Consider the following 14867-nt stretch of genomic DNA (forward strand, 5'->3'; position numbering starts at 1 on the left):
GCCGACGAGCAGGTGAAGATCCGCGGGTTCCGGATCGAACCGGGCGAGGTCGAGGCCGCGCTGGTCGCGCACGCCGGCGTCGCCCAGGCCGCGGTGATCGCCCGCGAGGACGTACCCGGCGACAAGCGCCTGGTCGCCTACGTCGTGGCGACCGACGACGAGCTGGGCGTCGGCGGTGACGGCCTGCGCAAGTTCGTCGCGCAACGGCTCCCCGAGCACATGGTGCCCACTGCGGTGATCACACTGCCCGCGCTGCCGTTGACCCCCAACGGCAAGCTCGACCGCGCCGCCCTACCGGCGCCGGACTACGCGACCGGCGCGGGCCGGGCGCCGGCCACCGTGCAGGAGGAGCTGCTCTGCGCCGCCTTCGCCCACGTGCTGAAACTGGAGTCGGTCGGCGTCGACGACGGGTTCTTCGACGCCGGTGGTCACTCCCTGCTGGCCGCCCGGCTGGTCGGTCACATCCGGGCCACCCTCGGCGTCGAGGTACCGCTGCGGGTGCTGTTCGAGCGGCCCACCGTGGCCGGGCTGGCGGAGTGGATCGCCGCGGCCGGCGACGGACCGGCACGGCCGGCGTTGCGGGCGGCGACCCGGCTGCAGCGGGTACCGCTGTCGTTCGCCCAGCAGCGGCTGTGGTTCCTGGAGCGGTTGGAGGGACCCAGTTCGACGTACACCCTGCCGACGACCATCCGGTTGTCCGGTGAGGTGGACGTGGTGGCGTTGGGCGCGGCGTTGCGCGACGTGCTGGTCCGGCACGAGTCGTTGCGCACCGTGTTCCCGGCCGTCGACGGTGAGCCGTACCAGCAGATTCTCGACCCGGACGAGGTCAGCTGGGCGCTGGAGGTGCGCCACGTCAGCGATGACGAGCTGACCAGCGTGGTGGCTCAGGCGTCGCGGTACGCGTTCGACCTGTCGGTGGAGGTGCCGATCCGGGCCTTCCTGTTCGAGCCGGAGTCGGGGGACCGGGTGCTCGTGCTGGCGGTGCACCACATCGCGACCGACGGGTGGTCGACGACCGTGTTGGGCCGCGACGTGTCCACGGCGTACCAGTCACGGGTGCGTGGCGAGGTCCCGGAATGGGCGCCGCTGCCGGTGCAGTACGCGGACTACGCGCTGTGGCAGCGTGAGCTGCTCGGCGACGGCCTCATGGCCACCCAGATCGAGTACTGGCGTGAGGCGCTGGCGGGGGCCCCGGAGGAGCTGACACTGCCGGCGGACCGGCCGCGTCCGGCGGTGGCCAGCCACCGTGGCCACGCGGTGCCGTTGCGGGTGTCGGCCCAGGTGCACCAGCGCCTGGCCGATCTGGCCCGGGCCGAGGGCGTCACCCCGTACATGGTGGTGCAGGCGGCCCTGGCCGTGACCCTGTCCCGCCTGGGTGCGGGCACCGACATCCCGGTCGGGTCCGGGGTCGCGGGTCGTACCGATGAGGCGATGAACGACCTCGTCGGGTTCTTCGTCAACACGCTGGTCATCCGCACCGACCTGTCGGGTGACCCGGACTTCCGCCAGGTGCTCTCGCGGGTCCGGGAGGCGAGCCTCGGGGCGTTGGCCCACCAGGACGTGCCGTTCGAGCGCCTGGTCGAGGAGTTGGCGCCGGCCCGGTCGCTGGCCCGCCACCCGATCTTCCAGGTCGTGTTGACCCTGCAGAACACCGACCGTGCCGTGCTGGACCTGCCGGGCGCCCACGCGCACGCCGGCAACGCGGTCGGGTCCACCGCCTCGGTGGACTGCGACATGGCGTTCATGGTGTCCGAAACGGTCGATGCGCAGGGCCGCCCCGCTGGGCTGTCCGGCTCCCTGACGGTGGCGGCGGACCTGTTCGACGCCGCGTCGGCGACCCGGATCAGCGCCTGGTTCGCCCGGGTGCTCGACGTGGTGACCACCGCTCCCGACCTGCCCCTGCACGCCATCGACGTGCTCGACGACGCCGAACGTGACCTGGTCCTGCACACCTGGAACACCACGGGGGTACCGGTACCCGGCGCGACGGTCCTGGACCTGTTCGCCCGTCAGGTGGTGGCGGCTCCCGACGCGGCGGCCGTGGTCACCGACGGTGCGCAACTGACCTACCGCGAGCTGGACAACCGGGCCAACCAACTCGCCCGGTACCTGCGCAGTCTCGGGGCCGGGCCGGAGTCCGTGGTGGGCCTGTGCTTCCCGCGTGGGGTGGAGCTGGTGACCGCGATCCTGGCCGTGTGGAAGGCCGGCGCGGCGTACCTGCCGGTCGACCACCGGCTGCCGATGGAGCGGTTGACGTATCTGCTTGCCGACAGCCGGGCCGAACTGGTCATCGGCATCCAGGAGACACTGGACGACCTGCCGGCGGGCCGACTGCGGATGCTCGCGATGGACGACGCGCTGACGTCCATGACGCTGGCCGGTTGCGCCACCGACCCGGTGGACACGGAGCTGGACCCGGCCAGCCTGGCGTACGTGATCTACACGTCGGGTTCGACCGGTGTGCCCAAGGGCGTGGCGGTGCCGCACGGCGGCGCGACGAACCTGGCGGTGGCGCAGGCCGAGCGGTTCGACGTCCGACCCGGCAGCCGGGTGCTGCAGTTCGCCTCGCCCGGGTTCGACGCGGCGGTCTCCGAGGTCGTCGTCGCGTGGTGCGCCGGGGCGACGTTGGTCCTGGTCCCGTCGGACGAGCTGGTACCCGGCGCCGGCCTGCCCGAGGCGATCGCCCGGCTGGGCGTCACCCACGTGACGTTGCCGCCGGCGGTCCTGGCCGTACTCGCCGAGAGCGACCTGGCCGGGGTGCGCACGATCGTGTCCGCCGGTGAGGCCATGAACGCGGGCCTGGTCGACCGGTGGGCACCGGGCCGTCGGCTCATCAACGCGTACGGGCCGACGGAGGTCACTGTCTGCGCGTCGATGTCGCTGCCGCTGGCCGCCGGCGACGAGCCGAGCATCGGCGTACCCATCGCCAACTCGCGCCTGTACGTGCTGGACGCGGCGTTGCGTCCGGTGCCCGCGGGCGTGGTCGGGGAGCTGTACGTGGCCGGTGCCGGCGTGGCGCGCGGTTACGTGGGTCGGGCGGCGTTGACCGGGGAACGGTTCGTGGCCAACCCGTTCGGGGCCGGCGAGCGGATGTACCGCACCGGGGACCTGGTGCGGTGGACCGCGGACGGGCGGCTGGTGTTCGCCGGCCGCGCCGACGAGCAGGTCAAGATCCGAGGGTTCCGGATCGAGCCCGGCGAGATCGAAGCGGTCCTGCGGGCCAGGGCCGAGGTGACGCAGGCCGCGGTGATCGTCCGCGAGGACGCGCCCGGTGACCGGCGCCTGGTGGCCTACGTCGTGGGAGACGAGGTGGACCCGGCCGGGCTGCGCGAGTTCGTGGCCGGCCGGCTGCCCGACTACATGGTGCCGGCCGCGATCGTGGTCCTCGACGGGCTCCCGCTGACCACCAACGGCAAACTCGACCGCCGGGCATTGCCGGCACCGGCGCACACCGCCGACGCCGGCCGACCCCCGGCCAACGCCCGCGAGGAGCTGCTCTGCGCGGCGTTCGCCGAGGTGCTGGGTGTCGAGTCGGTCGGCGTGGACGACGACTTCTTCCAGCTCGGCGGCCACTCGCTGCTCGCCGTGCGGCTGGTCGAGGTGTTGCGCGAGAACGGGGTGACGGTGTCGGTGCGGGCACTGTTCTCCTCGCCGACCCCGGCCGGTCTGGCCGACACCGTCGGCGCGGACGCCGTGCTCGTCCCGGCGAACCTGATCCCGGCCGACACCGAGCAGATCAGCCCGCAGATGCTGACCCTGGTCGAGCTGTCCGACACCGACATCGCCCGGGTGGTCGACACGGTCGATGGCGGCGCGGCCAACGTGGCCGACATCTACCCGCTCGCCCCGCTGCAGGAAGGCATGTTGTTCCACCACCTGATGGCCGGCGACGGCGTCGACGTGTACGTCACCGCCCAGGTGCTCGAGTTCGACTCCCGCGAACGCCTGGACGTGTTCGCGGCCGCGTTGCAGCAGGTGGTCGACCGGCACGACATCTACCGCACCGCGGTGCTCTGGGAAGGACTGCCCGAACCGGTCCAGGTGGTCTGGCGTCAGGCGGCCCTGCCGACGCAGCGGCACACGCTCGATCCGGCGGCCGTCGACCCGGTGGCCGCGCTGCTGACCGCGGCCGGGTCCGCCATGGACGTCAGTCGGGCGCCGCTGATGGACCTGCACATCGCGTCCACGGGCGATGGCCGGTGGCTCGGCGCGGTGCGCATGCACCACATGGTGCAGGACCACCAGGGCATGGACATGCTCATCCGGGAGCTGCGGGCGGTGCTCACCGGCGAGGCCGAGCAGTTGGCGCCGGCCCTGCCGTTCCGCAACTTCGTGGCCCAGGCCCGCGGCGGCGTCTCCCGCGACGAGCACGAGCGGTTCTTCACCGAACTGCTCGGCGACGTCACCGACACCACCGCCCCGTACGGCCTGCTGGAGGTACACGGCGACGGCACCGACACGGTCAACGAAGCACTCGTACCGGTGGCCGACGAGCTCACCGCCCGGCTGCGCGACGTGGCCCAGAACCTGGGCGTCAGCGCGGCAACGGTGCTGCACGTGGCGTGGGCGCGGGTGCTGGCCGTGCTGTCCGGGCGCGACGACGTGGTGTTCGGCACCGTCCTGTTCGGACGGATGAACGCCGGTGAGGGCGCCGACCGGGTGGTCGGCCCGTTCATCAACACCCTGCCCGTGCGGGTGCGTTCCGGTGACGTCGACGTCCGGGCGGCGGTCGACGGCATGCAGGCGCAACTCGCGGCGCTGCTCGAACACGAGCACGCCCCACTGGCCCTGGCCCAGCAGGCGGCCGGGATCGAGGGCAACGCCCCGCTGTTCACCTCACTGCTCAACTACCGGCACGTCGACGGCGGCGCGCCACGATCGGCCGAGCCGGCGGAACGGCAGATGATCCGGGGCATCCGGCCGGTGTACTCGCGGGTCCAGAACAGCTACCCGTTGACGGTCTCGGTCAACGACCTCGACGCGGGTGGGATGAGCCTGAGCATCCTGGCCGTCGACGGGGTCGACGCGCTCGGCGTGGGCCTGCTGGTCTGCACCGCCCTGGAGAACATCGTCACGGCGTTGGCCGGTGGGCGGACGACCACGCTGCACGGGGTGCGGGTGCTCGACGCGCGCAGCCAGGACCTGGTGGTGGACCAGTGGAACGACACGGCCGCCCCGATCGGCGCCGGCGTGGTGGAGCTGTTCGAACGGCAGGTGGCCGCCGCACCTGACGCGGTCGCCCTGGTCGGTGACGGTGCCGAACTGACCTACGCCGAGCTGGACGCGAACGCCAACCGGCTGGCCCGGCACCTGCGTGACCGCTTCGTCGGCCCGGAGTCGGTGGTCGCGTTGTGCCTGCCCCGCGGCCTCCAGATGATCACCGCGATCCTCGGGGTGTGGAAGGCCGGCGCGGCCTACCTGCCAATCGACGCCCGGCTGCCGGACGAGCGGATCGGCTTCATGCTGGCCGACAGTGGGGCCCGGCTCGCGGTCGCCGACCGCCACCTGGCCGCGGTGCTGACCGCGCAGGCCGGCTCGCTCCCGGTGGTGCCGGTGGACGACCTGTTGGGCCTGAGCCCGGACTTCGAGAGCGTCCGGCCCGACCCCGCGGGGCTGGCCTACGTGATCTACACGTCCGGGTCGACCGGCACACCGAAGGGCGTGACGGTCACGCACGGTGCGCTGGCCAACTATGTGGGGTCGGTGTCCGGCCGGCTGGGCTGGGACCAGCCCGGGGCCCGGTATGCGTTGCTGCAGCCGCAGGTCACCGACCTGGGCAACACGGTGTGGATGGCCAGCCTGACCACCGGTGGCCGGCTGCACGTGCTCCGCCCGGACGCCGTCGTGGACGCCGAGGCGGTCGCCGGGTACCTGGCCGAGCACCGCATCGACGGGTACAAGGTGGTGCCGTCGCACCTGGCGGCGTTGACCGCGGCGGCCGGCATGGACCGGCTGGTGCCGGCGGGCTCGGAGGTGACGACGGGTTCGGTGGTGCTGGGCGGTGAGGCCGCACCGGCGGCGTGGGTACGCGAGCTGGTCGAGGCGGCCGGCGACCGGCGGGTGTTCAACCACTACGGTCCGACGGAGACCACGATCGGTGTGGCGACGACGGAACTGACCGCGGTCGGTGAGGTCGTGCCGATCGGGTCGCCGATCGCCAACACCCGTTTGTACGTGCTGGACAGCGCGTTGGCGCCGGTGCCGGTCGGAGTGACCGGCGAGCTGTACGTCGCCGGCGCGGGCCTGGCCCGTGGCTACGCCGGTCGGCCCGGGTTGACCGGTGAGCGGTTCGTGGCCTGCCCGCACGGTTGCGGGGAGCGGATGTACCGCACCGGGGACCTGGCCAGGTGGACAACGGACGGGCAGATCGTGTTCGGCGGTCGGGCCGACCAGCAGGCGAAGATCCGGGGCTTCCGGATTGAACCCGGCGAGGTCGAGGCCGCCCTGCTCAGCCACCCGGAGGTGACCCGCGCCGCGGTGATCGTCCGGGAGGACAACCCCGACGACAAGCGCCTGGTGGCCTACGTCGTGGGTGCCGAGGTCGGGGACCTGCGCGATTACGTCGCGCAACGATTGCCGGACTACCTGGTACCCGCCGCGGTGGTGACCTTGGCCGAGTTGCCGCTGACGGCGGCCGGCAAGCTCGACCGCGCGGCGCTGCCCGCGCCGGAACAGGCCGGCGCCGCGACCTCCCGGCGCGAGCCGGCCACCCCGACCGAGGCGACCCTGTGCGAGGTCTTCGCCCAGGTCCTGGAACGCGACACGGTCGGGGTCGACGACAACTTCTTCGACCTGGGTGGGCACTCGCTGCTCGCCATCCGCCTGCTGTCGCGCATCCGCGCGGCCCTCGGCGTCGAAGTCAAGATCCGAGCGCTCTTCGAGGCGCCCACCCCAGCGGGCCTGGCCGAACGGCTGGGCACCCAGAAGTCGACCCGACCGGCGTTGCGTCCGATGAAGAAGGAGCACGAGTAATGATCCCGTTGTCGTTCGCGCAGCGCCGGTTGTGGTTCCTGGGCCAGTTGGAAGGCCCCAGTGCCACCTACAACATGCCGCTGTCGGTCCCCCTTGACGGCAATGTGGACGCATCGGCGCTCAACGCCGCCCTGCGGGACGTGATCGTTCGGCACGAGTCGCTGCGCACCGTCTTCCCGGCCGCCGACGGTGAGCCGTACCAGCGGATCCTTGCTCCTGAACAGCTGGACTGGGAGCTGTCGGTCCACGAGGTGGTCACGGCCGACGAGCTGACCCGGGCCGCGGAGCGGGCCGGGTCGCACGCGTTCGACCTGACCAGCCAGGTGCCCATCCGGGCCTGGTTGTTCCGGGCCGAGGGCCGGAGCCTGCTGCTCGTGCTGATCCATCACATCGCCGCCGACGGCTGGTCGATGGAACCGTTGGCGCGCGACGTCACCACGGCGTACGCGGCCCGCAGGCGGGGCGAGGCGCCCGGCTGGGCACCGCTGCCGGTGCAGTACTCCGACTACGCCCTGTGGCAGCGCGAGCTGCTCGGTGACGAGGCCGACCCGAATAGCCTGCTCGCCGAGCAGGTGGCGTACTGGCGCCAGGCGCTCGCCGGGGTGCCGGAGGAACTGGCCCTGCCGACCGACCGGCCCCGGCCCGCCGTGGCCAGCCACCAGGGGCACGCCGTGCCGCTGCGGGTGCCGGCCGACGCCCACCGGCGGCTGGCCGCGCTGGCCCGCGCCGAGCGGGCCACCCCGTTCATGGTCGTGCAGGCTGCCCTCGCGGTGTTCCTGTCCCGGATGGGCGCCGGCACCGACATCCCGATCGGGGCGATCGTCGCCGGGCGTACCGACGAGGCCATGAAGGACATGGTCGGCTTCTTCGTCAACTCGCTGGTGGTCCGGGCCGACCTGACCGGTGATCCGACGTTCCGGGAGGTGCTCGCCCGGGTCCGCGACGCCAGCCTGGGCGCGTTCGAGCACCAGGACGTGCCGTTCGAGCGGCTGGTCGAGGAGCTGGCACCGGAGCGGTCGCTGGCCCGGCACCCGCTGTTCCAGGTGGCGCTCAACGTGCAGAACACCGGTCGTCCCGGGGGCCGGGCAGGCGACGGCCCGACCGCGGGCGGGGTCACGAAGGCGCCGGCCAAGTTCGACCTCGACGTGGCCGTCCGGGAGACGTTCGACCGGCACGGGCGGCCGGCCGGGCTCGACGGGCTGGTCATCGCCACGGCCGACCTGTTCGACGCCGGTACGGTCGAGGTGTTGACGCGGCGGCTGGCGCGGGTGCTCGAAGGGGTGACCGCGGCGCCGGATGAGCGGCTGCACACCGTGGACGTGCTGGAGCCCGGTGAGCGGGCGGTCATCGTCACCGACTGGAACGATGCGGACGTTCCCGCGGGGGCCCCGTCCTTTGTGGAGCTCTTCGCGGCGCGGGTGCGTCGGGCGCCGGACGCCGTCGCCCTGACGTTCGACGGCGCCGACCTGTCGTATGCGGAGCTGGACGCCCGGGCCGACCGGCTGGCCGGGCATCTGCGTTCGCTCGGGGTGACCGCCGAGTCCCGGGTCGCTGTGGTGCTGGAGCGTGGCGCCGACATCGTGGTGGCGTTGCTGGCGGTGCTGAAGTCGGGTGGCGCTTATGTGCCGGTCGATCCCCGGTATCCGGCCGAGCGTATCGAGTTCGTGCTGGCCGATGCCGGCCCGGTGGCGGTGCTGACGTCGACCGACTGCCTGCCCCAGCTCGCGGATCGGGTGCCGGCCGGGGTGGTCGTGACGGTGCTCGACGATCCGGCGACGCTGGCGGGCCTGGCCCAGGTGGACGCCGTGGGACCGGTGGGGCTGGACCAGGCCGCTTACGTGATCTACACGTCGGGTTCCACGGGCCGGCCTAAGGGTGTTGTGGTCAGTCACGGCAACCTGGCCGCCCTGTTGGCCTCCGGCCAGGTTCTTTTTGATCTTGGGCCGGATGACGTGTGGAGCTGCTTCCACTCGTTCGCGTTCGACTTCTCGGTGTGGGAGTTGTGGGCGGCGTTGGCACACGGCGCCCGGGTTGTGGTGGTGCCCTTCGACGTGTCGCGCTCGCCGGCCCGGTTCGCCGAACTGCTGACCCGCGAACGGGTCACCGTGCTCAGCCAGACCCCGTCGGCCATGTACCAGCTGCTCGCCGTGGACGAGTTCACGCCCGACGCGCTGCGCCTGGTGGTGTTCGGCGGCGAGGCGCTGGACCCGGGCCGGTTGGACGCCTGGTGGGCCCGCCGGAGCACGGCCCAGCTGATCAACATGTACGGGATCACCGAGACGACCGTGCACGTGACGCACGCGCTGGTCGGTCCCGCCGAGACGGGCAGTGTCATCGGCCGCGGCATTCCCGGCTGGTCGGTGTACCTGCTGGACGAGGCGCTGAACCCGGTCGCCCCGGGTGTCGTCGGCGAGCTCTATGTGGCCGGTGCCGGTGTGGCGCGCGGGTATGTGGGCCGGCCCGGGTTGACCGGTGAGCGGTTCGTGGCGTGCCCGTTCGGCACCGGGGACCGCATGTACCGGACCGGCGACCTGGCGAAGTGGACCGCCGATGGGCAGTTGGTGTTCGCGGGTCGGGCCGATGAGCAGGTGAAGATCCGGGGTTTCCGGATCGAGCCCGGCGAGATCCAGGCCGCCCTGCGGCTGCACCCCGACGTCACGCAGGCCGCCGTGATCGCCCGCGAGGACGTCCCCGGCGACAAGCGGCTGGTGGCCTACCTCGTCGGTGACGAGGTGGACCTCGCGGGCGTGCGCGAGTTCGTCGCGCAGCGGCTGCCGGACTACATGGTGCCGGCGGCCATGGTCGTGCTGCCCGACCTGCCGCTGACCGCCAACGGCAAGCTGGACCGCAAGGCGCTGCCGGCTCCCTCGTACGGGGCCGGGTCGGGTCGGGCGCCCACCACCGTGCAGGAGGAGCTGCTGTGCGGCGCGTTCGCGCAGGTGCTGGGCCTGGAGGCGGTGGGTGTCGACGACGACTTCTTCCGGCTCGGTGGGCACTCGCTGCTCGCGGTCCGGTTGGTGTCGCGCATCCGGGTGCTGTTCGGTGTGGAGCTGCCGCTGCGCGTGCTGTTCGAGACGCCGACCGTGGCGGGTCTGGCCAACCGGCTGACCGGCGCCCAGCTGGAGCGCGCCCGGGTGGCGCTGCGGGGACGCCGGCGCCCGTCGCGGGTGCCGTTGTCGTTCGCCCAGCGGCGGCTGTGGTTCCTGGGCCAGCTGGACGGGCCGAACCCGACGTACAACCTGGTCACAACGCTGCGACTGACCGGCGACGTCAACGTGACGGCCCTGGGCACGGCCCTGCGTGACGTGCTGGGCCGCCACGAGTCGCTGCGCACGGTGTTCCCGGCGGTCGACGGTGAGCCGTACCAGCGGGTTCTTTCCCTGGATGAGGTCAGTTGGGCGCTGGAGGTGCGCCGGGTCGCCGATGACGAGCTGACCAGCGTGGTGGCCGAGGCGTCGCGGTATGAGTTCGACCTGTCGGCCGACCTGCCGATGCGGGCGTGGCTGTTCGAGTCCGCCGCCGGGGAGCGGGTACTGGTGCTCGTGGTGCACCACATCGCGGGTGACGGCTGGTCGACCGCGGTGCTGGGCCGCGACATCTCGACCGCGTACGCGGCCCGGGTCCGCGAGGAGGCGCCGGCCTGGGCACCGCTGCCGGTGCAGTACGCGGACTACGCGTTGTGGCAACGTGAGCTGCTCGGCGACGGCTCCGACGGCCTGCTGTCCACCCAGGTGGAGTACTGGCGACGGACGCTGGCGGGCGCACCGGAGGAACTGGAGCTGCCCGTCGACCGGACGCGACCGGCCGTGTCGTCGCATCGTGGGTTCCGGGTGCCGTTGCGGGTGCCGGCCGACGTGCACCAGCGGCTGGCGGATCTGGCCCGGGCCGAGGGCGTGACCCCGTTCATGGTGCTGCAGGCCGCCCTCGCGGTGACCTTGTCCCGGTTGGGTGCCGGCACCGACATCCCGATCGGCTCGGCCGTGGCCGGGCGTACCGATGAGGCGATGAACGAGCTCGTCGGATTCCTGGTCAACACGCTGGTCATCCGGACCGACCTGTCGGGGGATCCGGACTTCCGGCAGGTGCTCGCCCGGGTGCGGGAGGCGTCACTGGGGGCGTTGGCCCATCAGGACGTGCCGTTCGAGCGGCTGGTCGAGGAGTTGGCGCCCACCCGGTCACTGGCCCGCAATCCGCTGTTCCAGGTGATGCTGACCGTCCAGAACGTGGAGCGGGCACTGCTGGAGCTGACCGACGTGCGCGCCGGCGCGCTCCGTTGGGACACCGCGGAGTCGCTGGCGAAGTTCGACCTGGAGCTCTCGCTCGCCGAGGCGTTCGACGCCGAGGGCCGGCCGGCCGGGCTGCACGGGTCGCTGGTGGGTTCGGCCGACCTGTTCGAGTCCGCGTCGGTGGAGGTACTGGCACAGCGGTGGGTCCGGGTACTGGACGCCGTGACCGCGGCTCCGCAGACGGCGCTGCACGCGGTGGAGGTGCTCGACCCGGCCGAGCGTGACCTGGTCCTGGACACCTGGAACGACACCGCCGCCGAGGTCGCGGCCGCTTCGGTGGTCGAGCTGTTCGAAGCACAGGTACGCCGTGGTCCGGACGCGGTGGCCGTGGTCGCCGACGGAGCCGAGCTGACCTACCGCGAGCTGGACGGGCGCGCCAACCGCCTGGCCGGGTACCTGCGCGGTCGGGGCGTGGGCCCGGAATCCGTGGTGGGACTGCTCCTGCCGCGCGGGGCGGACCTGGTGACCGCGATCGTGGCGGTGTGGAAGGCGGGTGGCGCCTACCTGCCGATCGACCCGCAACTGCCGGCCGAACGGGTGGCCGTCATGGTCACCGACGCCCGGGCGACGCTCGTGCTCGGCGACAGTGACCTGCGCGCGGCCGAGGCGACGGCGGACGAGTCCGTGGTGCGGTCGGCGCTGGTGGATCCGGCCGGGCTGGCGTACGTGATCTACACGTCGGGATCCTCGGGTGTGCCGAAGGGCGTGGGTGTCTCCCACGGCTCATTGGCGAACCTGGTCTCCGTTTTCGGCCCGATGATGGGCGCGGATACCGGGGTGGGCGTGCTGCAGTTCGCGTCGTTCAGCTTCGACGCGTCGGTGCTGGATCTCGCGGTGACCTTGGCCGGTGGCGGGTCACTCTGGATCGCCAGCGACGAGCAACGCGCCCAGCCGGAGCGGCTGACCGAGCTGTCCGGCGTATCGGCGGCGAGCGTGGTTCCCTCATTGCTGGGCGTGCTGGACCCGGCCGAGTTGTCGAATGTGGCGACGTTGCTGGTCGGGGCCGAGGCGATCGGCGAGGCGACCGCGCGGGCATGGTCGGCGGGCCGGCGGCTGGTGAACACGTACGGGCCGACCGAGGCGACGGTCATGGTGGCCGCCGGGACGGTCGACCCGCAGCGTCGAGGGCCGGTTCCGTTCGGTCGGCCGATCGCGAACACCCGACTGTTCGTCCTGGACGAGCGGCTGGCCCCGGTTCCGCCGGGAGTCGCCGGTCATCTGTACGTGGCCGGTGCGGGCCTGGCCCGCGGCTACGTGGGTCACGCCGGTCTGACCGGTGAGCGGTTTGTGGCCTGCCCCTTTACGCCGGGCGAGCGGATGTACCGGACCGGGGACCTGGCCCGGTGGACCGCGGACGGGCAGTTGGTGTTCGCGGGTCGCGCGGACGAGCAGGTGAAGATCCGGGGCTTCCGGATCGAGCCCGGCGAGGTCGAGGCCGCACTGGTCGCGCACGCGGCAGTGGCACGGGCCGCCGTGGTCGCCCGGGAGGACAGCCCGGGGGACAAGCGGCTGGTGGCCTACCTCGTCGGTGACGACGTGGACGTCGCTGGCGTGCGCGAGTTCGTCGCGCAGCGGTTGCCCGAGTACATGGTGCCGGCCGCGTTCGTGACGCTGGCCGAGCTGCCGCTCACGTCCAACGGGAAGCTGGACCGGCGCGCGCTGCCGGCCCCCGCCTACGCCGCCGGGGCCGGTCGGGCACCGGCGAGCGTGCGCGAGGAGCTCCTGTGCGGGGCGTTCGCCCACGTGCTCGGGCTCTCCTCGGTCGGCGTCGACGACAACTTCTTCGACCTGGGTGGGCACTCACTGCTCGCGGTCCGGCTCCTCTCGCGGATCCGGGTACTGCTGGGTGTTGAACTGTCGTTGCGGGTGCTGTTCGACGCGCCGACCGTGGCCGGTCTGGCGGCCCGGTTGGCGGGTGCGGGACAGGCCCGGACGGCGTTGCGGGGGCGAGCGCGTCCCGAACGGGTACCGCTGTCGTTCGCCCAGCAGCGGCTGTGGTTCCTGGGCCAGTTGGAAGGGCCCAGCCCGACCTACAACCTGTCGACCGCGGTGCGGCTCGACGGTGACCTGGACGTGGCCGCGCTGGACGCGGCGCTGCGCGACGTCGTCGCACGCCACGAGTCCCTGCGGACCGTGTTCGGATCGGCGGACGGCGAGCCGTACCAGCGGATCCTGGCCGCGGACGAGGTGGACTGCGGGCTGGAGCTGAGCCGGGTCGCGCCGGAGGAGCTGGCCGGGGCGGTCGGTCGGGCGTCGCGGCACATCTTCGACCTGGCGGTCGACGTGCCGATCCGGGCCTGGCTGTTCGAGGCGGGTCCGAGCGAGAAGATGCTCGTGCTCGTCGTGCACCACATCGCCGGTGACGGCTGGTCGATGGCGGTGCTCGGCCGCGATGTGTCGACCGCGTACGCGGCGCGGGTGCGCGGCGAGGCGCCGGGATGGGCCCCGCTGCCGGTGCAGTACGCCGATCACGCGCTGTGGCAGCGCGAGCTGCTCGGCGACGAGTCCGATGTGGACAGCCCGCTGTCCACCCAGGTCGAGTACTGGCGGCAGGCGTTGGCCGGTGCCCCGGAAGAGCTCATGCTGCCGGTGGATCGCGCCCGGCCCGCCGTGGCGAGCCACCATGGGCATGTCGTGCCACTGTCCGTGTCGGCGGAGGTGCACGCGCGGCTGGTGGAGCTGGCCCGGGCCGAGGGCGTGACCATGTTCATGGTGGTGCAGGCCGCGGTGGCGGTGCTGCTGTCCCGGTTGGGCGCGGGTACCGATGTTCCGGTGGGTTCGGCGGTCGCCGGGCGTACCGATGAGGCGATGAACGACCTGGTCGGGTTCTTCGTGAACACGCTGGTCATCCGGACCGACCTGTCGGCGGATCCGGTCTTCCGGCAGGTGCTCTCGCGGGTGCGAGAGGCGTCGCTGGGTGCGTTGGAGCACCAGGATGTGCCGTTCGAGCGGCTGGTCGAGGAGTTGGCGCCGCAGCGGTCGCTCGCCCGGCATCCGCTGTTCCAGGTGATGGTGGGGCTGCAGAACGCCGAACGCGCCGAGCTGGACCTGCCCGGCGTGGAGGTGGCCGCGCCCCGGGTCGACGGGCTGCTGCCGACGTCGAAGTTCGACCTTGAGGTGTCGCTGTCGGAGGTCTTCGACGCGGACGGCGGTGTGGCGGGCCTGCGCGGTGCGTTGATCGCCGCGGTGGACCTGTTCGACGTGGAATCGGCGGCGACGCTGGTCCGGCGACTGATCCGGGTGCTGGAGACCGTGGCGGCGGATCCGGACGTGCGGCTGCACGCGGTGGATGTGTGGGATCCGGCCGAGCGTGCGTTGGTCGTGGACACCTGGAACGAGACGGCCGCCGAGGTCGCGGACACGTCCGTGGTCGAGCTGTTCGACGCGCACGCGCGGGCGAATCCGGACGCGGTCGCGGTGGTGTTCGACGGCGTTTCGCTGACGTACGCGCAGATGGATGCGGCGGCCGAGGCGTTGGCGGGTGGCCTGCGCGGTCGGGGTGTCGGCCCGGATTCGGTGGTCGGGTTGTGCCTGCCCCGGGGCGCCGAGCTGGTCACGGCGATGGTGGCGGTGTGGAAGGCGGGCGCGGCGTATCTGCCGATCGATCCG

General features: G+C 72.5%; 2 protein-coding genes. Both read left to right on the forward strand.

What is annotated here, in order from left to right:
• The first annotated feature begins 12 nt into the window (after positions 1–12).
• Positions 13–6972, forward strand: coding sequence for an amino acid adenylation domain-containing protein (locus ABD211_RS13835; RefSeq protein ID WP_344130467.1), 6960 nt, complete (start codon positions 13–15; stop codon positions 6970–6972).
• On the forward strand, positions 6972–14867 hold a 7896-nt coding region (locus ABD211_RS13840; RefSeq protein WP_344130470.1), incomplete at its 3' end, for an amino acid adenylation domain-containing protein. The genes ABD211_RS13835 and ABD211_RS13840, both read left to right, overlap by 1 nt.

Origin of the sequence: Luedemannella flava, from assembly GCF_039528515.1 — a bacterium.
GTDB classification, from domain to species: Bacteria; Actinomycetota; Actinomycetes; order Mycobacteriales; family Micromonosporaceae; genus Luedemannella; species Luedemannella flava.